Here is a 20916-nt window from a genome sequence, read left to right as displayed (position 1 = left end):
CGGTCAGCGCCCGCGGCGGCCTCCTGTCACCAGTCCCGGGGCTGTGCCGAGTCCTGTCGCTGCGAGTGGAACGAGGCCGGGTCGGCGTGCGTACCGAACCGGGGCACCTGTCGCTGGGCGGGAATCCCGGGCATCCGGGCTCCGCGCGCGGCCGAGGGGTCATCCCAGTCGGGGGTGCCCATGACCACCAGGGGGTCGAACATCACGACGACGGCGGCCAGCACGAGGAAGCAGGCCGGGCCGATCAGCATGGGGACGAGCAGCGCGGTCGCGCTGTCGCCGGTGCCGGAGGGGGTCCCGGTGAGGGCGGCGGGATGGAGATGGACCCTGAGCGCGGCCATGCCGGTGTAGTGCATGCCGGTCACCGCGACGCCCATCACGACGCCGGCACCGAGGCTGGGCAGGAAACCGTGGATGGAGACGGCGGCCCACAGGGCGGCGGTCGAGGCCACCACGGCGATGACGACGGAGAGCGACACGGTGATCGTGTCGTACTCGAACTGCCCATCAAGTCGCATACCGGCCATGCCGAGGTAATGCATGGAGGCCACGCCGAGTCCGGTGATCGTGCCCCCCGTCACCAGCGCCATGCGGGTGGCGCCGCGGTACCCGACCAGGAAGATCCCGATACCGACCATGACGATCGCCACGGCGAGGCTGGCGAAGGTGATCGGCTTGTCGTAGCCGACCGGCACCTCTTCGACCGTGAACCCCACCATCGCGATGAAGTGCATCGTCCAGATGCCGGAGCCTATGGAGGTCGCCCCCAGAGCGAGCCAGCCGGCCTTGAACGATCGCTCGGTGCGCAATGACCGGGTGGTGCAGCGCAGGCCCAGGGCCGCGCCGAGACAGGCCATGAGGAAAGCGGCCACGGGAGTGACCATCCCGTAGCCGAAACCATCGATTGTGCCCTGCATGCTCGTACGCCCTTCGCAGAAGCCCGGGTGCGGATGACCCTGAGGCGCAAGGCCCGGCAAACAAACAGAAGAGCTGCATGTTACCGACAGCGGTAGCGGCCCGTGCCCCGGTCCCCGGAGCGCGTTCACGTCGCGGCCACCCTTCGCCCGTCCGCCGTTCCGGGACGGCTGGGAGCCTCGGGCCGTCCGTGTCCCTGACGCAAGGAGTGTCCCCGTGTACGCAGGCACCGCGACCGCCTCCGTCGCCGCCGCCGCCCTGCTGGGTGCCGGCACGCTGCTGATGTCGAGTACCACCGCCGCCGCGCCGGGCACGGAAGCCCGGACGGCCGACCCGCTCGTCATCGCCCACCGGGGCGCGTCCGCGTACGCGCCGGAGAACACCCTGGCGGCGGTGGACAAGGCTGACGTCCTGGGCTTCGAGTGGGTGGAGAACGACGTCCAGCTGACCCGGGACGGCGTGCTGGTGGTCATCCACGACACCGGTCTGAAGCGGACCACGGACGCCGAGGAGGTCTTCCCCGACCGTGCGCCGTGGGCGGTCAAGGACTTCACGGCCGCCGAGATCGCCCGGCTGGACGCGGGCAGCTGGTTCGGTCCGCAGTACGCCGGGGCCCGGGTCCCGACGCTCCGGCAGTACCTACGGCGGATCGGGCGCAACCAGCAGAACCTGCTCCTGGAGATCAAGAGCCCCGATACCTATCCGGGAATCGAGCGGGCGACCCTGCGGGTGCTGCGGCAGGAAGGGTGGCTCGACCGCGATCACGTTCGCGGTCGTCTGGTGATCCAGAGCTTCGGCGCCGGCAGCGTGCGCAAGGTGCACGAGCAGCGCCCCGACGTCATCACGGGCCTCCTCGGCACCCCGGCCGCAGCCGACCTGCCCTCGTACGCGGAGTTCACCGACCGGATCAACCCGGCGTACACCTCGATCTCCGGCGAGTACGTGGCGGCGGTGCACGCGCTGAAGGGCCCCCATGGCAAGCGGCTCCAGGTCAACGCCTGGACGGTCAACGACGCGGAGCAGGCGCTCCGGGTGGCCGGCTACGGCGTGGACGGCATCATCACCAACGCCCCCGACGTGGTGCGCGAGGCCACCGGCCGACCTGCCGGGGACACTCGGGCCCGGCCCTGACGGCCGGCGCCGCCCGTTGTCAGTGGGCGGCCGTACGGTGGTTCCCATGAACAGCGACGGGGTTGTCGAGTGGGCCGTGGTCGACAGTGACATCGGCCCGCTCCTGCTGGCCGCGACCGGGAGCGGGCTGGTGACCGTGGCCTTCCACGCCCGGCCGGCGGTCCGGGACGCGGTGCTGGACCGGTTGCGCACCCGGCTGGGCGCCGAAACCGTGGAGTCGCCCGGCTCCGCCCGTCTCGCCGAGCCGACACGTCAGCTCGCCGCGTACTTCGCGGGCGCCCTGCGCGAGTTCTCGCTCGACCTGGACTGGTCGCTGACCAGTGGCTTCAACCGCCAGGTGCTGCGCGAGCTGGCGGCCGGCGTGCCGTACGGCGCGGTCGCCGGGTACGGGGATCTCGCCGACCGGGTGGGGCAGCCGGGGGCGGCCCAGGCGGTCGGCGCCGCCATGGGCTCAAACCCGCTGCCCGTGGTGGTGCCCTGCCACCGGGTGGTGGAGAGCGACGGCGGACTCGGCGGCTTCGGCGGCGGTCTGGAGACGAAGCGGCGGCTGCTGGCTCTGGAGGGCGTGCTGCCCCAGCCGCTGTTCTGAACCGGCACGGCCTGCGGGGGCTGGGGGGCGGGGACCTGAGGGCCTGCGGGGGGGGTGAAGCGGCGTGACCGACGGGGGTTCGAACGCGGCGTACCGCCTGGCACACTGCGTCGGTGACCAACACCCTCGACGACCCCGACGCACCCGGCGGCCCTAGCCCTGCCCGGCCGGTCACCGCGGCCGACCTGCCCCGACTCCGGCGCAGGACCTCCGCCGTGCTCATCGTCAGCCAGATACTAGGGGGCCTCGGCGTGCCCATCGGCATCGCCCTGGCCCCGGTGCTGGCCACGCGCGTCAGCGGCTCCGAGGCGCTGTCGGGCCTCGCCCCCACCGCGTCGGTGACCGGCACGGCACTGCTGTCGCTGCCGCTGGCCGCGCTGATGACCTCGCGGGGGCGCCGCCCCGGGCTCGTACTGGCGTATCTGATCGGGGCACTCGGCGCGGGTCTCGTGGTGCTGGCGACCGTCGTGGAGAGCTTCCCGCTGCTGCTGCTCGGCATGGCCGGGTTCGGCGCGGGTTCCTCGGCCAACCTCCAGGCCCGGTTCGCCGCCGCCGACCTGGCCGAACCCGACCGGCGCGGCCGGGCGATCTCGACCGTCATCTGGGCCACCACGATCGGCTCGGTGCTCGGGCCCAACATCGCCGCCCCGGCGGGCCGGGTCTTCCGCGGCACGGCCGTCTCGGAGACGGCCGGACCGTTCGTCTGGGCGGCCGGCATCTTTCTGCTCGCCGCCGTCGTGGTCGCGGTGCTGCTGCGGCCCGATCCCCTCCTCACCGCGCGCGCCCTGGCGCCGCAGGAGACCCGGTCGGCCGGGGGCCGTTCGCTGCGGGCGGGGGTCGCGGCCGTACGGGCGTCGCCCATGGCCCGGCTCGCCCTGGTGACCGTGACCGTCTCGCACACCGCTATGGTCTCGATCATGGTGATGACGCCGGTCGACCTCGGTCACCACGGCGCGGACCTCCAGCTGATCGGCCTGGTGATCAGCGGCCACATCGCCGGGATGTACGCGTTCTCGCCGGTGATGGGCTGGCTGTCGGACCGCTTCGGCCGCCTCACCGTCATCGGGCTCGCGGCCGGGCTGCTCGCCCTCGCCGCACTGCTGGCAGGCACCGCGGGCGCCGCCCACGGCAGGACAGCGGCCGGACTGTTCGTGCTCGGGCTCGGCTGGTCCGCGGGCCTGGTGGCGGGTTCGGCACTGCTCACCGACTCCGTGCCGCAGGCCGCGCGCGCCGCCGTGCAGGGACTGTCGGACCTCACCATGAACGCGTCGGCGGGCATCGGCGGGGCGGTCGCCGGGGTGATCGTCTCCCAGGCAGGCTACGGCTGGCTCAATCTGGCCGGGGCGTGCCTGCTGCTGCCGATGGCGGCGTCGGCACTGCGCCGGACCCTCGCCCGCAGGCCCGCGGTCTGAGATCGCGAGCGTCCCGGGGCCGGGCCGCCCTGCCGCGAACCGGACCCGAGGCTGCTCAGAGGCTGATGTGGTACGCCTTGCGCAGCGTCTCGTGCACGGTCCACGTCGTACGGTCGCCCTCGCGCAGCACACAGGCGTCGCCGGGTCCGATCTCCAGCGTGGCGCCGCCCTCGACCGCCACGGTCGCGCGCCCACTGACGACCACGAACAGCTCGTTGGCCTCGGTGTCGGTGACCACGCCCGGCGTGATCTGCCAGATCCCGCGCACCTGCTTCCCGTCGGCCGACTCCCACAGCACCTTGCCGGTGACCTCGGGCTCGCCCGAGACGATCTGCCCGGGTTCGAGCGGTTCCGGTTCGAGTACGGCATCCGGAATGTGCACGGCGAACGAGGCAGGAGCTTGATCAAATGTGGTCATGGCCGGTCACCTTAGCCACCGCCTGTAGACGTCTCGCCACCAGGACGGGCTGAAAGCAGTCCGACACCCGTCGGGGTCACGCGCGTCCCCGACACCCGTCGCGGTCGCGCACGTCCCTGCCACCCGCCGGGTCGTGCACAGGGGCTTCATGGCCCGACGCCACGGCGGGCGAAGCGACTTCCGGCCGCCCGCACGCACGCACGTTTGAGGCCTCCCCGTCCGCGACAGGGATGTGAACATGTCACTGACTGAGTCGTCCGACACCGCTCCCCGCACTCCCGTTCTCTCCGCGGAGGTGCGGGCCGCTCTCGCCGAGCACCGGCCCGTCGTCGCCCTGGAGTCGACGATCATCGCGCACGGCCTGCCCCGCCCCCGCAACCTGCGGGTCGCCGAGGAGCTGGAGCAGATCGTGCGCTCGGCCGGTGCCGTGCCCGCCACGGTCGCCGTGCTGGACGGCAGCGCCCGGGTCGGGTTGGACAAGACCCAGTTGGAACGGGTCGCCGAGGACCCGGCGATGCGCAAGCTGGGGCACCGGGACCTCGCACCGGCACTGGCGACGGGTGCGAGCGGGGCCACGACGGTCTCGGCGACCGCGTTCCTGGCCGCCCGGGCGGGGCTGCGCGTCTTCGCGACCGGCGGGCTCGGGGGCGTCCACCGGGGCTGGACCGAGACGCAGGACGAGTCCGCGGATCTCCGGCTGCTGGCGCGGACGGGGATCACCGTGGTCTGCGCGGGAGTGAAGTCGATCCTGGACGTGCCCGCCACGCTGCAGCGTCTGGAGACGCTCGGGGTGGGGGTGCTCGGTTACGGCACGGACCGGTTCCCCGGCTTCTACCTGAGCAGTTCGGGCGAACCGGTCGACTGGACCGTGCGGTCGCCCGAAGAGGTGGCCGACGTGATGGGGGCGCAGGACGCGCTCGGCGGTCCGCAGGCCGCGCTGATCGTGGCCAATCCCGTAAGGCGGGAGGAGCAGCTCGATCCCGTCCTGCACGACCGGGTGCTGGCCGAGGCGCTGGACGCGTGCCGGGAACGCGGCATCGCCGGACAGGCCGTCACCCCGTTCCTGCTCGACCATCTGATGCGCTCCACCGGGGGCGCCTCGCTGGAGGCCAACCTGGCGGCCGTCCGCGGCAACGTGGCGCTCGCCGCGCGCATCGCCACCGCCTGGGCCGCCCGGTGACCGGCGGCCTTCTCGTCGTCGGGGACGTGGTCACGGACGTGGTGGCCCGGCACGGTTCGGAGCTGCTCCACGGTACGGACACGACGGCGAGGATCCGGACGCGGGCCGGCGGTGCGGGGGCCAACGTCGCCTGCTGGGCGGTGCGTTCGGGATGCCGGGACGCCCGTCTGGTGGCCCGTGTCGGTGCCGACTCGGCCGACTGGCACCGGGACCTGCTGCGGCGCGCGGGGGTGCGCGGGCTGCTGGCCGTGGACGAGGGGGCGCCGACCGGCACCGTCGTCGCGCTGGTCGACCCGTCCGCCGAGCGCACTTTCCTCACCGACAGCGGGGCGGTGATCCGCCTCTCCCCCGACGACTGGTCACCGTCCATGCTCGACGGCATCGCCCACCTCCACCTGTCCGGCTACCTCCTCTTCGCCGCGACCAGCCGCGCGACGGCCCTGCTCGCCCTGGGGGAGGCCCGACGGCGGAACATCCCGGTGAGCGTCGACCCGGCGTCCGCCGGATTCCTCGCCGGACTGGGCGTCGACCGGTTCCTGGCCCTGGTCGCGGGCGCCGATGTCCTGCTGCCCAACGCGGACGAGGCCCGGCTGCTCACCGGGCTCCCCGAACCGGCCGACGCCGCCGCGAAGTTGAGCCTGCTGGTCCGCCAGGTCGTGGTCACCCTGGGCGAGGGCGGCGCCCTGCTGGCCACGGCGGGGGTGGTGACCGTCCGCGAGCCGGCCGGGGCCGTGCCCGCGGCCGTGGACTCAACGGGGGCCGGCGACGCGTTCACCGGGGGCTTCCTGGCGGCCCGGCTGGCGGGCGCCGACGACGCGGCAGCCGTGGCGGCGGGGTGCGGGGCCGGGGCGGAGGCCGTCATGACCGTGGGCGGCAGACCCCCGCTGCCCGCCGGGTGACGCCGTGGGCGCCTCCCCTACCCGTCCTGCCGCAGCCCGGTCCAGGCCGGATGGTGCGGGTCGTCGGCCCTGACCACCGCGTCCGCGGCGGCGGTGGGGGCCACCTCGTCCTCGTACCGCGCGAAGGCGGGCAGGGTCCACTGCTCGTCCGCCTCCGTGCGCCGCCGCAGCGCGCCGGCCGACAGCCGCAGATGGACGCTCAGGTCGAACGGGAACCAGTGCCCCAGCAGCAACGGCCCGTGCAGGAGCAGCACGCCGCCCTCCGGCAGGGCCCGGTACGGGCTCCGGGTGGCCCGGTCCGTCACCGGATCCCACAGATCGGGCAGCACCCGCCCGCTGCCGCCCGGCTCCAGCGGGCCGAACACCTCGCGCCACAGCGCCCCCGTGTCGAACCAGCTGCCGTAGTACGAGTCGGGGTCGCGCCTGCCGTACTCGTACCGCAGACTGGCCGGCCGGAGGAACCCCGCGGTGGACACCGGGAGAACGGCCCTCCCGCGCAGCCGCAGCCCCTCCGCGACGGACTCGGCCAGCTCGCCCGTACGCGAGGCCGGAGCGCCGTCGACGGCGACCTTGAGCCAGGGCCCGGCGTCGGACGGCTTCAGGGCGTCGGCGTGTGCCGCCAGCGCGTCCGCCAGCCGTTCCCAGGTGATCGCTTCGAATCGCACGTGACCATCGTGCTCCCCTCAGCCGAAAAAGCCGCTTTGCCGAAAAATGCGCGACGCCCACCGGCTGCGCCCCTTACCGTCCTGCCCATGGATCTCGAATTCGCCCGCAGGTTCGCCACGCAGTGGCAGAACGACTGGAACTCCCACGACCTGGAGCGCATTCTGGCGCACTATCACGAGGACGTGACGTTCAGCTCACCCATGATCGCCCGGTTCACGGGCGACGCCTCCGGTACGGTCCGCGGCAAGGCTGAGCTGCGCGCTTACTGGGCACGCGGGCTGGAGCTGATCCCCGACCTCGCGTTCGAGGTGATGGACGTGCGGGTGAGCGTCGACACGGTGGTGATCGACTACCGCAACCAGATCGGGGGCCGGGTGTACGAGGTGCTGACCTTCTCGGGCGGCCTGGTGAGCGCCGGTCTCGGTGCGTACGGGGAGACACTCGCCCGCTGACGGTCGGCGCCCGGCGGCTCGGTGGCCGTCCGGGGCGCCAGAGGGCGGGTGCCTCGCGCTACTTCCCGCCGCCGCAGTCCACCGCTTCGGCGTCGTCGGAGAGCGGACTGCCCTCGGGCAGCAGATAGGTCACCCAGAGGACGACGGGCTCGGTGCCCAGGTTGCGTCCGACGTGGCGGTGCTTCGTGCCGGCGGGCTCGATGAAGGACGTGCCCGCCGGCGTCACCTCGACCGTGCAGTCGTCCAGGGTGCGGGTCAGCGCCCCGGACTCGACGACGACGATCAGCTGACCGCGGTGGGTGTGCCAGCCGGTGGAGCCGCCCGGCGCGACGGTGATCGTCCGGAAGGTGACGTCGGTGCGCCCCTTCGGCGCCTTCACCTTCAGCTTGCCCGCCGATGTGCCTTCCGCGACGACGGTGCCGCTCACCCCGCTGCCGGGGGTGGCGACGGCCGCCGCCGGTACGAAGCCGAGCGCGGCCACACAGCCCCCGATGACGAGCGCCTTGCCCAGGCGCCTCTGCTGTCCCTGCCGCTCCCGCCGCCCCTGCCGCTCCTGCTGTCTGCCGATTCTCACGGGCAACTCCTTCCTATCGGTGTCCCGGACATCCCAAATGCCCCGACGCTACCCAGAAGTTGACCGATCAAATCACGCCACCGCAACCGTCACGCGCCGCGCAACTCCGCGGCGAGCGGCCCCTCACCATCCACCTCGATCCGCCCGTCCCGCACGGCCTCGGCGAACGTCAGCTCGCCACGTCCCAGCGCGAGACAGACCTCGGCGTCGAGGGTGATGCGCGCGTCGGCGCGAGCGGCGGGCCCGTCCCCGTACACCGGTTCGCCCGGGGCCGGCTCCCCCGTACGGACGTGGAACTCGCCCTCGTCCAGGTGCACGTCGACCACGCCGCCGGCAGCCCTCGCCCCGGCCCCGTCCAGCGCGCGCAGCAGCGGAAGGGCGAACCAGTGCGCCCGGACCGCGTCCGTGGGCCGCCGCTCCGCGAGGGCCGGAGCCCCCCACTCGGCGAGCGCCGCGAGGACGGGCAGCAGTCCCTGTCCGCGCTCGGTCAGTTCGTACACCGAGGCGGCGGCGGGCGGAGGCAGCCTGCGACGGGTGACCAGCCCGCCCTGCTCCATGTCCTTGAGCCGGGAGGCCAGGACGTCCGTACTGACGCCGGGGAGGTCGGCGTGCAGATCGGTGTAGCGGCGGGGGCCTGCCAGCAGTTCACGGACGATCAGCAGGGTCCACCGGTCTCCGACCGCGTCCAGCGCCCGGGCACCGGCACAGAACTGGTCGTAACTCCGGCGGCGGACCGGGCGGGTTGCGGGCTGTTGCTGACGTGGCATGCGACGCAGTCTAGACATGTTGTTGGACTTTCCAAGCTCAAGCTTGGTAAAACCAAGTATCGCAATCGGGTCGGGGAGGCAGCACCGCATGGAATTCCGCCAGTCCAGCAAGCTCAACGAGGTCTGTTACGAGATCCGGGGCCCGGTCATCGAGCACGCCAACGCCCTGGAGGAGGCGGGCCACAGCGTGCTGCGGCTCAACACGGGCAATCCGGCACTGTTCGGCTTCGAGGCGCCCGAGGAGATCGTCCAGGACATGATCCGGATGCTTCCGCAGGCCCACGGCTACACGGATTCCCGCGGCATCCTCTCCGCCCGCCGGGCCGTGGCGCAGCGCTACCAGGCGATGGGGCTGGCCGAGATCGGCGTCGACGACGTCTTCCTCGGCAACGGCGTCTCCGAGCTGATCTCCATGGCGGTACAGGGGTTGCTGGAGGACGGCGACGAGGTGCTCATCCCGTCCCCCGACTATCCGCTGTGGACCGCGGTGACGACGCTGGCCGGCGGGAAGGCCGTGCACTACGTGTGCGACGAGGCCTCGGACTGGAACCCCGACCTCGCCGACATGGCCTCGAAGATCACCGACCGCACCAGGGCCGTCGTGATCATCAACCCGAACAACCCGACCGGCGCCGTCTACCCGCGCGAGATCCTCGAAGGCATCCTCGACTTGGCCCGCCGGCACGGTCTGATGGTGTTCGCCGACGAGATCTACGACCAGATCCTGTACGACGACGCCGAGCACCACAGCGTGGCGACCCTTGCCCCGGACCTGGTCTGCCTCACCTTCAGCGGGCTCTCCAAGACATACCGCGTGGCCGGGTTCCGCTCGGGCTGGATGGTCGTGTCGGGGCCCCGGCAGCACGCCCGCAGCTACCTGGAGGGGCTGACGATGCTCGCCTCCATGCGACTGTGCCCCAACGCCCCGGCGCAGTACGCGATCCAGGCCGCGCTCGGCGGCCGCCAGTCGATCCGGGAGCTCGTCGTGCCCGGGGGCAGGCTGTACGAGCAGCGCAACCGCGCCTGGGAGAAGCTGAACGAGATCCCCGGGGTGTCGTGCGTGAAGCCGAAGGGTGCCCTGTACGCCTTCCCCCGCATCGACCCGAAGGTGCACCCGATCGTCGACGACGAGAAGTTCGTCCTCGACCTGCTGCTGCGCGAGAAGATCCAGGTCGTCCAGGGCACGGGTTTCAACTGGCCGCGGCCCGACCACTTCCGGATCCTGACGCTCCCGTACGCTGACGATCTTGACGCGGCGATCAGCCGCATCGGCCGCTTCCTGGCGGGATACCGGCAGTGAGCGGACGCCGGCGATGAACGGACACCGATCGTGAGCTGCCCCACCTGTCAGGTCCCCGTGCACACCCAGTTCGCCTCGTTCGAGCTGGTCGGGCTGATCGTCGAGGGCGGGCTCGACCCGGCGTCCGACCCCGCCTGGCCGGACTCGGGCGCGGACTCACCGGCGGAGTACGCGCGCTGGGCGGGCCATCTGTGCGGGATGACCTGCCTGCGCATGGCTCTCGGCGCCGGCGCTCCGTCGCTCTTCGCGCTCCGGGACGGAGCGCTGGGGTACGGCGCGTACACGGAGGACGACGACGGCACGATCCGGGGCCTGGTGTACGCGCCCTTCGCCGCCTACGCCCGCGAGAAGCACGGCCTGGACGCCACGGTCCACCGGCATCTCGCACCGGCGGAGATCCTGGACCTGCTGGACGCGGGCCGCTCCGTCATGGCGTCGGTGCACTACGCGATCCGGCACCCGCAGCGGCCCGCACCGGGACGCGGCGGCCACCTGGTGCTCCTGACGTCCCGCACGTCCGACGGGACGGGCGTGCACTTCCACAACCCGTCCGGCACGACGGCCGCGACGCGCGCGGCGGATCTCCCCCTGGCCGAGTTCGAGCGCTTCTTCGCCGGCCGCGGGGTGTCGCTGCGCGTGGCGGGGTGACGACGGGCCGCTGGAAAAGGAGCGGGCCCGGGGGCATAGCCGGCCCCCGAGCCCTGTGGTTGCCGCCTGTACGGCACGCCGGCACTTTTAAAGGTCCCGTGTCAGTTTCATGTCGCCGCGTCCTGCCTTTAGACGACCGCGGATCGAAGCTCCACGGGCCGGAGTCGAACCGGCATCTCGACGCGCACGGGCACGGGCCCGGTTGATCCGGCGATAGGCGGCGCATGCTGAGTCTGGAGCAAGAGTCTGAGATTGATCGCGGTCGCCTCTGCCAGTTGGGCCACCCCGGCCCGTGCCCGTACGGGAGGTACAGAAGTGCCGGGGGGAGGACTCGAACCTCCACTTGAACCGCGTCGTCAGGACAAGCTTCATTTTCAGCTTTGCGCTCCTCGCGCACCCCGGCGGCGTTGACCGTCGCCGGGGATTCCATGGCCGGTCACCTCATCCGAAGAGGTAACCGAAGACCGCATCACCCACCCGCCGGTCCGTGACGTCCACACCGTTGGCCTCCTCGCGGGCGAACTTGACGGCCTGCTGGAGCTTCTCCACCCGGTCGAGCAGTTCGTTGATCCGCCGCGCGGGCAGCGCCCCGGAGAACTTCACCGTCGTCCAGTAGCCGATCGGGATGTCCTCGTAGTACACCTCGACCTGCGCCGGGTGCTTGTCGGTGGCCTCCGCCTTCACGTGGTTGCGCGGGACCTTCTTCGTGCGCAGGGTCCGCACCGGCTCGGTCTTCCAGGAGTCCGTGGACGGGTCCTGGGCCCATGCCTCGGACGCGTCGAGCACCGGGAGCTTGCGGACGAAGGTGTTGATGTCGGTGAGCTGCTTCTCCAGGAAGAGCAGGTACGACACCGGCACGCCGCTCACCAGGACGCGTCCGTCGACCGAGACGTCGGCGCGGGCCGCGCAGTTCGCCCAGTCCTTCGTGGCGGTCACGTCGAAGAGACGGGTCAGGGTCGCCGCGGTCTCCCGCAGCACGTCCTCGGCCTTGATCTGCACCAGGGTCGACTCGGACGGCAACTGCTCGCCCTCCTCGTCCTTCGGCTGGTACGTCCGGGAGATCCCGGCCAGCAGTCCGGCCTTCTGGAGGCCGTGATGCGCCGCCGTCAGGTCCTGGTGAGCCTTGGACTTGACGCCCTTCTCCACTGCGATGATCTGATTGAGTTTCGCCACGTCCCGGAAACTAGCAACAGCAACACGCGCCGCACCAGCGGTTTTTGCCGCGCCGGATGCGCCTGGAGCACTCGGAGCGCCGCCCGCGTGTGTGCGCTCCCGCCCGTTCGGGTGGTTTCCGGGCGGCGCCCCTGCACCACGGCGGTCCGGCGGGAGCCGCTTGCCAGAGTGGGCCCGCGCGTCCGCGCCTCCCCCACCACTGGAACGAAGGGCCTGCCCATGCCTCGTCCTGCCCACTTCACCGACGCGCAGAGCCCTGCCACCCTCCGCCCCCTTCGCCATGCCGCGCTCGCCGCCGCCACGGCCGGCCTCGCGGTCCTGGCCATGGGCACACCCGTCGCGTATGCCACGCTGGGCGCCCACTCCCCGGAGGACGCCAGGCCGGTGACGGGTGCCGCCGTGCGGGGCAAGGACTACGTCGAGACGCGCCTGCTCTTCGGCACCGAACGCCCGGACGCGGGCCCGGACGTGACCGACCGGCAGTTCCTGGACTTCATCGACGCGGAAGTCACGCCGCGCTTCCCGAACGGGCTGACCATCCAGGACGGCCGGGGACAGTGGCGGGACTCCCACGGGGCCATCGAGCGGGAGCGCAGCTACGAACTGACATTGCTCTACCCGGCATCCGAGGCCCGGTTGCGCGATCCGCAGATCGAGCGGATCCGCGACGCGTACGAGAAGGCGTACGCGCAGGACTCGGTGGCCCGGCTGGAGGAGCGTACGACGGCGGACTTCTGAGCACGGGCGCGGTGCCCGGCCGCCCGCACCGTTCACACACCGCCCGTGCGCCGGCCTGACAGGAGGCGGGCCGCCACGTGCACACCCGCCACGGCCACCGGCAGGAACACCATCCCGGCGGCCACCGTACGGCCCCCGCCCGCCGGGACGCCCGCCGCCCGCAGCCGGCGCACCGCCCAGAGCGAGTACGGAATGACGACGGTCGGCGACGTGGCCACTCCCGGCGTGTAGCCGCCGTACGCCGCCGACTGCGCCAGGTGCACCACACCGTGCAGGCCGAAACCGACCAGGACGGCGCGGTAGAGCGGGCTGTGTCCGCCGGTGCGCGCCCCGTCCGCAGCAGCCGCCGCGATGATCCCGCCCATGAGACCGATCGCCGTGTTCACCTCGCGCTGCGAGAGGGCCGTCCGTTGCCACACCCGTTCGGGCACCCGGGGCCACCGCTTCCCGAGCTTCGGCCGGGCGGTCCGGAGCCAGCCCGCCATGGTGGTGATCTCCTCCAGGTCGTTGGCCGCCCAGGCCGCCAGCAGTCCCCACGTCACCGCTCCGGAAACCTTGTCCCCCGCCATGGCGAACCCCCTCCGTCGTAGGCCGGTACCGCTGTGTCCGGCAACCGAGCGGGCAGCCGGGCAGTCGGGTAGCCACCCTATAATGCAACGCAACGTTGCGTTGCATTATAGGCATTCCCGAGGAGCCGCCCCATGCCCGCCCCGACCTCGCACCGCCGCTCCGGCAAGGGCCCCCGCGCCGCCGAGGCGATCTTCGACGCCACTCTGCGGCTGCTCACCGAGCGCGGGTACACCGGACTGACCATGGAGGCCGTCGCCCAGGAGGCAGGGGTCAACAAGACGACGATCTACCGCTGGTGGCCGTCGAAGGCAGCGCTGCTGCACGCCGCGCTGCTCCGGGCCCGGGTCCTGGACATCGACCTTCCCGACACGGGCACGCTGCGCGGGGACCTGATCGCCCTGGCGGAGCAGATCATCGACCTGGTCACCGGCGTACGCACCCAGCCGGTCGTACGGGCCGTGACCTCGGGGTCGGGGCTGCCGGACGACGAACTCACCTCGCTGACCCGCGACTTCTTCGCCGACCGGTTCTCCCGCGAGCAGCCGGTGTTCGCCCGGGCCACCGCACGCGGCGAACTCGCCCCGGACGTCGACCCGATGCTGTTGCTCGACCTGATCGCCGGAGCCGTCTGGATGCGGGCGCTGCTGCGGAGCGAGCCGGTTCCGCCCGGTTTCGCCGCTGCCGCCGTCGACGCGGTGCTGCCCGCCCGGCGCGGCGCCTGAGCCGTCGGGTACTGTGCCGCGGCCGGGTGCCGGGGGCACCGGACTTCGACCAGCAGGGAGCAAGCCGAATGGGTACGCCCGTACGTCACTTCACGGCGACGACCGAGCAGGGGCAGGTGTTCACGGTCAACATGGAGCGCGACTTCAGGTACGACCCCTACCGCGACTTCCTCGTCTGTACGCACTGCGACTGGTCTCCGTCGCTCCTGACGACCCGGCGGATCATCGACATGGCAGGCGAGCACCTGGCGTCCGCCCACGGTGCCGGCCGCGGGCTCGCGCAGCAGGACGACGAGTCGTTCCGCAAGGCGCGGCTGATCGTGCTGCCCGTCGTCGCCGTGCTGTTGATCGGTCTGCTGATCGTCCTGAACAGCTGAGCTGCCGGTCGGCTCAACCGCCGCTGAGTTCCAGCAGCGCGCCCACCGGGTCGGAGGCAGGTGCGGCCCTGGGCCACCACTCGTCCTCGCCGGGGTCCGACTCGTAGCCGTACCACCAACCGTCGTGGCCGAAGCGGAGCTGGAGTGTGCCACCGGGGTGGGTGAGGTGGTTGCGCCATGGCTGGAAGCGGGGGAAGCCGGCCGCCGCGAGGGCCGGGCGGGCGCGGTCGAACGGGCCGGCCGGGGGGTCCCACGGTGTCTCCAGGACGGCGAGCCCTTCGGCGCCGCCCTGGCGCCACGCGGCCACGGCCCGGGCCAGGTCGGTGGTGTTGCGGCCGGTGGCGGATGCCAGTTCACGGTAGAGGGCGCGGGTGGTGGAGGTGAGTCCGGCCGTGGGGCGGGCGGCGGCCAGCCGGACCGCGTCCTGCCAGGCGGTGAGCCCGGCCAGCGGGTCGGCACCGGTCGTGAGCAGCGCGTGGGCGCGGGCGGCGGCGTCGGAGGCGAGCTGGTCGAGGGCGAGCGGGTCCCGGGCGCCGGGGAACTCCGGGTACGAGGGCGGCCGGCCCGGATGCGGCTCCACCGGGAACGGCGCCGGCAGCGGCGGCAGGAAGCGCTCGGCGAGCGCCTCCTGGGCCGGTACGGAGGGGGCGGCGGGCGGCGCGGGCCGCTCGCGCGCGGAGTGTGCGGCGTTGCGACGGCCCAGGTCCTCCAGGAGTGCGCGCTCGCCCCGGCCGCGCAGCAGCAGGAGGACGAACGGGTCGGCGTCCAGCAGTCGGGCCATCTGGTAGCAGAGTGCCGCCACGTGCTTGCACGGCCAGCCGTGGTCGGGGCAGGAGCAGCCGGGGTCGAGGTCGTCGGCCGTGGGGAGCAGGGCGACTCCGGCGGCGGCTGCCGTGTCGGCCAGGGAGTGCGGCATCTCCTTGGCGAGCAGGGCGGCGAGATGGCCGGGGCGCGCGGCGACCGCGTCGAGGAAGGTGTCCCAGTCGGGGTCGGTGAACGCGCGCAGCCGGAGCTCGGCGCGGTAGGGGCGGGCGCGGCTGCCGTGCACGTAGGCGACGACGCGGCCCGGGGTGACGGTGATCGCGGCGACGTTGCCGCTGTCCGCGTACGCGCGTCCGCGGGCCAGGCGCGGCGCGTCCATCGAGAGGTCCTCCAGGGCCGTCACCCAGGCCCTGCCCCACCAGCTGTCCGCGAACGGTTCGTCGTCGCCGGAGGTGCGTGCGGGCACGGCCTCGAAGGTCCGCCGCAGGTCGTCGGGGCCCGGGCGGGAGCGCGTCACGGGCCGCGCGCGCGAGGGGGACGGGGGGCGGGGGCTCATGACGGCCTCCGGAGCGAGACGAGGTCGGCCAGGTCGCGGTCGCTGAGCTCGGTCAGCGCGGTCTCCCCGGTGCCGAGCACGGCGTCGGCCAGAGCCCGCTTGGCCAGCAGCATCTCGCCGATCCGGTCCTCGACCGTTCCCTCGGCGATCAGCCGGTGCACCTGGACCGGCTGGGTCTGCCCGATGCGGTAGGCGCGGTCGGTGGCCTGCTCCTCGACGGCCGGGTTCCACCAGCGGTCGTAGTGGATGACATGGGCGGCCCGGGTGAGGTTCAGCCCGGTGCCGGCGGCCTTGAGGGAGAGCAGGAAGACCGGTACCTCGCCGGACTGGAAGCGGTCCACCATCCGCTCACGCTCGGGCACCGGCGTGCCCCCGTGCAGGAGCTGGGAGGGAATCGCGCGCGAGGTCAGGTGCGCGGAGAGCAGCCGGGCCATCGTCACGTACTGGGTGAAGATGAGCACCGAACCGTCCTCGGCGAGGATCGTGTCGAGGAGCTCGTCGAGCAGGGCGAGCTTCCCCGACCGGCCGGTGAGCCGGGTCGGTTCCTCTTTCAGGTACTGCGCGGGGTGGTTGCAGATCTGCTTGAGCGAGGCCAGCAGTTTCATGATCAGGCCGCGCCGCGCGATGCCCTCGGACGCCTCGATGTACGCCATGGTCTCGCGCACCGTGGCCTCGTAGAGCGTGGCCTGTTCGCGGGTGAGGAAGACGGGGTGGTCGGTCTCCGTCTTGGGCGGCAGCTCGGGGGCGATGCCCGGGTCGGACTTCTTGCGGCGCAGCAGGAAGGGCCGGACCAGCCGCGACAGCCGTTCCACCGCTTCGTCGTTGGCGATCCCGGCGGCCGTGCCGGTGTTCTCCACGATGCGGGCGTGGCGGGCGCGGAAGGCCTTGAGGGGGCCGAGCAGTCCGGGAGTGGTCCAGTCGAGGAGCGCCCAGAGTTCGGAGAGGTTGTTCTCGACGGGGGTGCCGGTCAGGGCGACCCTGGCGGGGGACGGGATGGTGCGCAGCGCCTTCGCCGTGGAGGAGTGCGGGTTCTTCACGTGCTGCGCCTCGTCGGCGACGACCAGGCCCCAGCTGTGGGCGGCCAGTTCGGCCGCGCTGGAGCGCATCGTGCCGTACGTGGTGAGCACGAAGCCGCCGTCGGGCTCGGCGAGGGTGCGGTCCGTGCCGTGGAACCGTCGCACGGGGACGCCGGGCGCGAAGCGGTTGATCTCCCGGTGCCAGTTGCCCAGCAGCGAGGCCGGGCAGATCACCAGCGTGGGCGCGGGGTGGGCGCGGTGCAGGTGGAGGGCGATGAGGGTGATCGTCTTGCCGAGGCCCATGTCGTCGGCGAGGCAGCCGCCGAGGCCCAGCGAGGTCATCCGGTCGAGCCAGGCCAGGCCGCGCAGCTGGTAGTCGCGGAGGGTGGCGTCGAGGCCTGGCGGCGGGGCGATGACGCTGTCGTCGTCCGTGATGCGGGTGCGCAGCGCGGCCAGCGCACCCACCGGCACCGCCTCGACCTGCTCGCCGTCCACCTCGGCGGTGCCGGTCAGGGCGACGGCCAGGGCGTCCACCGGGTCGAGCAGGCCCAGCTCCCGCTTGCGCGCCTTGCGTACGAGGGCGGGGTCGACGACGACCCACTGGTCGCGCAGCCGCACGACGGGCCGGTGTGCCTCGGCGAGCACATCCATCTCGGCCTCGGTCAGCTTCTGGTCCCCCAGAGAGAGCTGCCAGTTGAAGGAGAAGAGCTGTTCGGCGTCGAAGAACGAGGTGCCGTCGGTGGCCGAGCCCGGCGCCGGGCGCACCACCGCCGCAGCGGTGAGGGAACGGGCGAGCTCCCTGGGCCAGTGCACGCTCACCCCGGCGGCCGAGAGCCTGGCCCCGCCGGCGCCCAGCAGTTCGTACAACTCGTCCTCGGTGAGAGCCAGTACGTCGGGGACGGGCTGGTCCAGCAGTCGTTCCAGCGGGGCCCAGACGCGGGCGGCGCGGCGCAGGGCGAGGACGGCGTCGATCCGGGACCGCGGGCCGAAGGGCTCGCCCGCCGTGCCGTCCCACAGGGCGGCCGCGTCGACGACGTAGGTGGGGTCGGCGAGGCTGTGCACCTGGGTGATGGCGGCGCCGGCATGCCGAGCGGCGGCCGGTGTGTAACCGTCGGCCGCCCCGTCGTCCGCCACGCCCTCGGTGGTGCCGGTCATCTCGGTCGCGCCGGTCGCGTCGGTCGGGTCGGGCACGTCGGTCGAGTCGGGCACGTCGGTCGCGTCGAAGAGTTCGTACGCGGAGAGGTCCAGGCGCAGCGACACCCGTACGCCCGCGTCCAGTCCGGCCGCGACCTCCACTGCCCATTCCCGGGCGCCGGGCAGGTGGCGCCCCTCACGGGCCGCGAAGGGCGCGCCCATGGCGAAGGCGGCCGCGGGGGTGCGGGGCAGGGTGTCGGCCACCGCGTCGAGGAAGGAGCCGATGAGCGGCTCGGGGTCGGGGACCCGCGGGGGCGAGCGGTCCGGGACGGGCACCGCGTATCCCTCGGCCGGCATGGCCGCGGCGACCGCACGCAGGTGGGCGACGTCCTCGGCGTCACGCGGTCCGGCCCGCCAGGCGTCATGGTCGCCGGCGGTCAGCCCGGGGAGCATCCGGCCCCGGGAGACGAGGTGGAGGGCGTGCAGGGTGGCGGCGCCCCAGCAGCGGGTGGCGGGGTGGGCGGATCGCAGGTGGCGGGCGCGGGCCAGCAGGGGCACGGCCTCGGCCACCGGGAGCAGCAGGGCGGGCACGGTGATCCGGCGGACGTCCGCCTCTTCGTCATGGCGCCGGACGACCGCGGTCTCCGCGGCCTGGACGGCCGCGGTCCCGGAGGCCTGGACGACGGTGATCTCGGAGGCCCGCACTCCCGAGCCGTCCGCCTCGGCAGGTCCGGCGGGGCCCGCCTGCGCGCCGGCACCGGGCCACAGGTCCTCGGGGTCGGGCAGCGGGCGCCCTTCCGGGTCCCAGAACGCGATCCGCCCGTCGCGAGGGAGCTCGGCGGGCAGGAAGACCGCGGCGCAGCGCAGCAGGCGGCCGACGGCCGCGTCCTGCGGTGGCGGTGCGCTACCCACCGGCCTCTCCCCCTTCCCGTCCGGGCCCGCTCGTGGGCCTGCGCGTCCTCGGTTTCTCCGTGCCCGGCCGGTCCGACCGGCACGCGAACCCTCCGACTGGCGAGTCTAGGCGGGCGGTCTGACAACGGACCGGCCGCCGCCTTGCCCGCACCTCGTACGGGGTCCGGCGGCGGCCGGAACATGTCCGGGGCAGTACCCGGCGGGCTGCCCGGTCAGTGCCTGGCGAGCGGCTTCGATCGGGTCGGGCTGGGCCGCCCGGAGGCCGGAGCGTCGGTCTCCGGCGTGACCGGGCGCAGGCGGCCTGGGGCCGAAGCCGACGGAGCGGATGGGGCAGGCGCGGCCGGTTCGGGCGACGGCGACGGGGCTGCCTCCGGCGCCCGGTCCACGGGCTGCGGCGCCGGCTGCTGCTGGGCCCGCTCCAGGAAGCGGAGGAGCTCGACGGGGAACGGCAGGACCAGAGTGCTGTTCTTCTCCGCCGCCACCGCCACCACGGTCTGCAGCAGCCTCAGCTGCAACGCGGCAGGTTCGGCGGACATCTCGGACGCCGCCTCGGCCAGCTTCTTGGAGGCCTGGAGTTCCGCGTCGGCGTTGATCACGCGGGCACGCCGCTCACGGTCGGCCTCCGCCTGGCGGGCCATGGAGCGTTTCATCGTCTCCGGCAGCGAGACGTCCTTGATCTCGACCCGGTCGATCTGCACGCCCCACCCGACGGCGGGGCTGTCGATCATCAGCTCCAGGCCCTGGTTGAGCTTCTCCCGGTTGGACAGCAGATCGTCCAGATCGCTCTTGCCGATGATCGAACGCAACGATGTCTGCGCCATCTGCGAGACGGCGAACCGGTAGTCCTCCACCTCCACGACGGCGCTCGCCGCGTCGACCACCTTGAAGTAGATGACGGCGTCCACCCGCACCGTGACGTTGTCCCGCGTGATCCCGTCCTGGGCGGGCACGGGCATGGTCACGATCTGCATGTTGACCTTGCGGAGCCGTTCGACACCGGGCAGCACCATCGTGAATCCCGGCCCGCGCACGTCGTCGCGGAGCCGGCCGAGCCTGAGCACCACGCCCCGCTCGTACTGCTTGACGACCCGGGCGGCCGCCGCCGTGTACAGGGCTGCCGCCGCTATCACGGCAACCACTGCGATCAAGAGCTCCTGGACCATGACGGCCCCCTGCCATCCGGAAGTACCGGAACATCCGCTTCACTCTGAATATCGAGCTATTACCACGTTATGCCCCCTTTGGGCACCGGGCGAACCTCGACCCGTCCTCCTGTCCCCCGCCCGGCCGCCTCCCGGATGCCGGGCCCGCCGCGAGCGGGCAGGGTGACCAGCGTCAGCACGTCCCTCCGTGGCACACGGGGGTGGCGTGACGGAGTGCGTACGGATGAGCCGGACGAGACAGACGAGGACCCGCCCATGCCCGTGATCGACCACCGACGCCGCCGTCTCGGCATCGCCGCCGGGACAGCGCTCCTGACCCTCACCGTCGCAGGCTGTTCCGGCCTCGGCCGGACAGCGGTCGGCCCGGTCGTCTACACGACCGAGCGGGATGCCGTGATCATGGTGAACAGTCCTTCGGTGAAGGGATGCCACCGGCTCGCCCCCGCGGGCGCCAAGGAAGTGACCAACGAGACGCTGATCGACATCATCCTGTACCGCACCCGGAACTGCACGGGCCCGGGCACGACGTACCTCGCGACCACGCTCTCCGACGTCACCGCGCCGAGCGCACTCCCGTGGCGCAGCTTCACCACCGTGCACTGAACCAACCCGACCACTGCCCAGCCCGGCCCCTGGCCAACCCGAGACGGGCCCTCCCGACGACGGGCCCTCCCGACGACGGGCCCTCCCGACGACGGGCCCTCCCGTACGGACATGCGCCGGGGGGGCGCCCCCCCCCCCGGCCCCCCCCCCGCGCCCCCCCCCCCCCCGGGGCCCGCCCCCCCCCCCCGGCGGGCCCGCGCGGGCCGGGGCGCCCGCCCCCCCCGGCGGGCCCGGGCGGA

22 protein-coding genes and 1 tRNA gene are annotated in these 20916 nt (G+C 73.0%); 12 read left to right on the top strand and 11 right to left on the bottom strand.

The genetic code is table 11. The features are described from left to right. Positions 1–26: 26 nt before the first annotated feature. Entirely contained in the window at positions 27–917 is an 891-nt protein-coding gene (locus tag ACFYPA_RS25570) for an MHYT domain-containing protein (RefSeq protein ID WP_359083353.1), read from the bottom strand. A gap of 214 nt (positions 918–1131) precedes the next feature. Between ACFYPA_RS25570 and ACFYPA_RS25565 the strand changes: the two genes are divergently transcribed. The 3 genes from ACFYPA_RS25565 to ACFYPA_RS25555 all read left to right on the top strand — a co-directional run bounded on the left by ACFYPA_RS25565 (position 1132) and on the right by ACFYPA_RS25555 (position 4047). Then, on the top strand, positions 1132–2046 hold the full coding sequence (locus ACFYPA_RS25565; protein ID WP_359083352.1) for a glycerophosphodiester phosphodiesterase family protein: 915 nt from the start codon (positions 1132–1134) through the stop codon (positions 2044–2046). A 46-nt stretch (positions 2047–2092) separates the two neighbouring features. Further along, entirely contained in the window at positions 2093–2635 is a 543-nt protein-coding gene (locus tag ACFYPA_RS25560; protein ID WP_359083351.1) for a methylated-DNA--[protein]-cysteine S-methyltransferase, read from the top strand. Between the two features lie 113 nt (positions 2636–2748). After that, positions 2749–4047, top strand: coding sequence for an MFS transporter (locus ACFYPA_RS25555; protein WP_359083350.1), 1299 nt, complete (start codon positions 2749–2751; stop codon positions 4045–4047). A gap of 55 nt (positions 4048–4102) precedes the next feature. On the opposite strand, the gene ACFYPA_RS25550 is transcribed toward ACFYPA_RS25555, so the two are convergent. Then, entirely contained in the window at positions 4103–4465 is a 363-nt protein-coding gene (locus ACFYPA_RS25550) for a cupin domain-containing protein (protein ID WP_328893325.1), read from the bottom strand. A gap of 238 nt (positions 4466–4703) precedes the next feature. Between ACFYPA_RS25550 and ACFYPA_RS25545 the strand changes: the two genes are divergently transcribed. Then, positions 4704–5645: a pseudouridine-5'-phosphate glycosidase gene (locus tag ACFYPA_RS25545; protein WP_359314790.1), complete on the top strand. Its 942-nt coding sequence runs from the start codon at positions 4704–4706 to the stop codon at positions 5643–5645. Further along, complete coding sequence (locus tag ACFYPA_RS25540; RefSeq protein WP_359083348.1) at positions 5642–6544, top strand: PfkB family carbohydrate kinase; 903 nt, start codon at positions 5642–5644, stop codon at positions 6542–6544. The genes ACFYPA_RS25545 and ACFYPA_RS25540 overlap by 4 nt, the downstream gene beginning before the upstream one ends. A gap of 17 nt (positions 6545–6561) precedes the next feature. Here ACFYPA_RS25540 and ACFYPA_RS25535 read toward each other — a convergent pair whose 3' ends face one another. Continuing rightward, complete coding sequence (locus ACFYPA_RS25535) at positions 6562–7209, bottom strand: uridine kinase (RefSeq protein ID WP_359083347.1); 648 nt, start codon at positions 7207–7209, stop codon at positions 6562–6564. A gap of 87 nt (positions 7210–7296) precedes the next feature. Between ACFYPA_RS25535 and ACFYPA_RS25530 the strand changes: the two genes are divergently transcribed. Continuing rightward, a complete protein-coding gene (locus ACFYPA_RS25530; protein WP_359083346.1) occupies positions 7297–7662 on the top strand; it encodes a nuclear transport factor 2 family protein in 366 nt (121 codons plus the stop codon). A 58-nt stretch (positions 7663–7720) separates the two neighbouring features. Here the strand turns inward: ACFYPA_RS25530 and ACFYPA_RS25525 are convergent, their stop codons facing one another. Together ACFYPA_RS25525 and ACFYPA_RS25520 are read right to left on the bottom strand one after the other, a co-directional pair. Then, positions 7721–8230, bottom strand: a complete 510-nt coding sequence (locus tag ACFYPA_RS25525) for a cupin domain-containing protein (RefSeq protein ID WP_389134403.1) — start codon at positions 8228–8230, stop codon at positions 7721–7723. Positions 8231–8325: 95 nt separating this feature from the next. Then, positions 8326–9003: a helix-turn-helix domain-containing protein gene (locus tag ACFYPA_RS25520; RefSeq protein WP_359083343.1), complete on the bottom strand. Its 678-nt coding sequence runs from the start codon at positions 9001–9003 to the stop codon at positions 8326–8328. Positions 9004–9091: 88 nt separating this feature from the next. Here ACFYPA_RS25520 and ACFYPA_RS25515 point away from each other — a divergent pair, with 88 nt between their 5' ends. Beyond that, complete coding sequence (locus ACFYPA_RS25515) at positions 9092–10303, top strand: pyridoxal phosphate-dependent aminotransferase (protein WP_359083342.1); 1212 nt, start codon at positions 9092–9094, stop codon at positions 10301–10303. 30 nt (positions 10304–10333) lie between these two features. Further along, entirely contained in the window at positions 10334–10951 is a 618-nt protein-coding gene (locus ACFYPA_RS25510) for a peptidase (protein WP_359083341.1), read from the top strand. Positions 10952–11267: 316 nt separating this feature from the next. On the opposite strand, the gene ACFYPA_RS25505 is transcribed toward ACFYPA_RS25510, so the two are convergent. Both ACFYPA_RS25505 and ACFYPA_RS25500 read right to left on the bottom strand, forming a co-directional pair. Next, positions 11268–11354: transfer RNA gene (locus tag ACFYPA_RS25505), tRNA-OTHER, on the bottom strand. 38 nt (positions 11355–11392) lie between these two features. After that, positions 11393–12124, bottom strand: coding sequence for a hypothetical protein (locus ACFYPA_RS25500; protein ID WP_359083340.1), 732 nt, complete (start codon positions 12122–12124; stop codon positions 11393–11395). 219 nt (positions 12125–12343) lie between these two features. Between ACFYPA_RS25500 and ACFYPA_RS25495 the strand changes: the two genes are divergently transcribed. Then, positions 12344–12862, top strand: a complete 519-nt coding sequence (locus ACFYPA_RS25495; RefSeq protein WP_389134335.1) for a DUF3574 domain-containing protein — start codon at positions 12344–12346, stop codon at positions 12860–12862. Positions 12863–12894: 32 nt separating this feature from the next. Here the strand turns inward: ACFYPA_RS25495 and ACFYPA_RS25490 are convergent, their stop codons facing one another. After that, positions 12895–13431 carry an HXXEE domain-containing protein gene (locus ACFYPA_RS25490; protein ID WP_359083339.1) on the bottom strand — a complete coding sequence of 179 codons (537 nt, stop codon included), beginning with the start codon at positions 13429–13431 and terminating at the stop codon, positions 12895–12897. Between the two features lie 132 nt (positions 13432–13563). Here ACFYPA_RS25490 and ACFYPA_RS25485 point away from each other — a divergent pair, with 132 nt between their 5' ends. Together ACFYPA_RS25485 and ACFYPA_RS25480 are read left to right on the top strand one after the other, a co-directional pair. After that, on the top strand, positions 13564–14154 hold the full coding sequence (locus tag ACFYPA_RS25485; RefSeq protein WP_359083338.1) for a TetR/AcrR family transcriptional regulator: 591 nt from the start codon (positions 13564–13566) through the stop codon (positions 14152–14154). Between the two features lie 68 nt (positions 14155–14222). Continuing rightward, positions 14223–14531, top strand: coding sequence for a hypothetical protein (locus ACFYPA_RS25480; RefSeq protein ID WP_359083337.1), 309 nt, complete (start codon positions 14223–14225; stop codon positions 14529–14531). Between the two features lie 13 nt (positions 14532–14544). Here the strand turns inward: ACFYPA_RS25480 and ACFYPA_RS25475 are convergent, their stop codons facing one another. The 3 genes from ACFYPA_RS25475 to ACFYPA_RS25465 all read right to left on the bottom strand — a co-directional run bounded on the left by ACFYPA_RS25475 (position 14545) and on the right by ACFYPA_RS25465 (position 20074). After that, positions 14545–15849 (bottom strand): SWIM zinc finger family protein, encoded by a 1305-nt coding sequence (locus ACFYPA_RS25475; protein ID WP_359083336.1) that lies wholly within the window; start codon positions 15847–15849, stop codon positions 14545–14547. Further along, positions 15846–18911: a DEAD/DEAH box helicase gene (locus tag ACFYPA_RS25470; protein ID WP_389134330.1), complete on the bottom strand. Its 3066-nt coding sequence runs from the start codon at positions 18909–18911 to the stop codon at positions 15846–15848. The genes ACFYPA_RS25475 and ACFYPA_RS25470 overlap by 4 nt, the downstream gene beginning before the upstream one ends. A 212-nt stretch (positions 18912–19123) precedes the next feature. Beyond that, positions 19124–20074 carry a slipin family protein gene (locus ACFYPA_RS25465; RefSeq protein WP_389134327.1) on the bottom strand — a complete coding sequence of 317 codons (951 nt, stop codon included), beginning with the start codon at positions 20072–20074 and terminating at the stop codon, positions 19124–19126. A 255-nt stretch (positions 20075–20329) separates the two neighbouring features. Between ACFYPA_RS25465 and ACFYPA_RS25460 the strand changes: the two genes are divergently transcribed. Next, entirely contained in the window at positions 20330–20677 is a 348-nt protein-coding gene (locus tag ACFYPA_RS25460; RefSeq protein WP_359083333.1) for a hypothetical protein, read from the top strand. Positions 20678–20916: the final 239 nt, after the last annotated feature.

It is taken from the genome of Streptomyces sp. NPDC005775, assembly GCF_042871565.1.
Classification (GTDB): Bacteria; Actinomycetota; Actinomycetes; order Streptomycetales; family Streptomycetaceae; genus Streptomyces.
The sequence above is the reverse complement of the archived record's forward strand: the minus strand, read 5'-3'. Positions and strand labels throughout refer to the sequence as shown.

Excerpts from the sequence above, each read along its gene's own strand:
- ACFYPA_RS25465 (WP_389134327.1), bottom strand. The coding sequence starts at position 20,074 with ATGGTCCAGGAGCTCTTGATCGCAGTGGTTGCCGTGATAGCGGCGGCA.
- ACFYPA_RS25520 (WP_359083343.1), bottom strand. The coding sequence starts at position 9,003 with ATGCCACGTCAGCAACAGCCCGCAACCCGCCCGGTCCGCCGCCGGAGT.
- ACFYPA_RS25545 (WP_359314790.1), top strand. The coding sequence starts at position 4,704 with ATGTCACTGACTGAGTCGTCCGACACCGCTCCCCGCACTCCCGTTCTC.
- ACFYPA_RS25515 (WP_359083342.1), top strand. The coding sequence starts at position 9,092 with ATGGAATTCCGCCAGTCCAGCAAGCTCAACGAGGTCTGTTACGAGATC.
- ACFYPA_RS25495 (WP_389134335.1), top strand. The coding sequence starts at position 12,344 with ATGCCTCGTCCTGCCCACTTCACCGACGCGCAGAGCCCTGCCACCCTC.
- ACFYPA_RS25475 (WP_359083336.1), bottom strand. The coding sequence starts at position 15,849 with ATGAGCCCCCGCCCCCCGTCCCCCTCGCGCGCGCGGCCCGTGACGCGC.
- ACFYPA_RS25490 (WP_359083339.1), bottom strand. The coding sequence starts at position 13,431 with ATGGCGGGGGACAAGGTTTCCGGAGCGGTGACGTGGGGACTGCTGGCG.
- ACFYPA_RS25530 (WP_359083346.1), top strand. The coding sequence starts at position 7,297 with ATGGATCTCGAATTCGCCCGCAGGTTCGCCACGCAGTGGCAGAACGAC.
- ACFYPA_RS25570 (WP_359083353.1), bottom strand. The coding sequence starts at position 917 with ATGCAGGGCACAATCGATGGTTTCGGCTACGGGATGGTCACTCCCGTG.
- ACFYPA_RS25560 (WP_359083351.1), top strand. The coding sequence starts at position 2,093 with ATGAACAGCGACGGGGTTGTCGAGTGGGCCGTGGTCGACAGTGACATC.
- ACFYPA_RS25485 (WP_359083338.1), top strand. The coding sequence starts at position 13,564 with ATGCCCGCCCCGACCTCGCACCGCCGCTCCGGCAAGGGCCCCCGCGCC.
- ACFYPA_RS25480 (WP_359083337.1), top strand. The coding sequence starts at position 14,223 with ATGGGTACGCCCGTACGTCACTTCACGGCGACGACCGAGCAGGGGCAG.
- ACFYPA_RS25460 (WP_359083333.1), top strand. The coding sequence starts at position 20,330 with ATGCCCGTGATCGACCACCGACGCCGCCGTCTCGGCATCGCCGCCGGG.
- ACFYPA_RS25550 (WP_328893325.1), bottom strand. The coding sequence starts at position 4,465 with ATGACCACATTTGATCAAGCTCCTGCCTCGTTCGCCGTGCACATTCCG.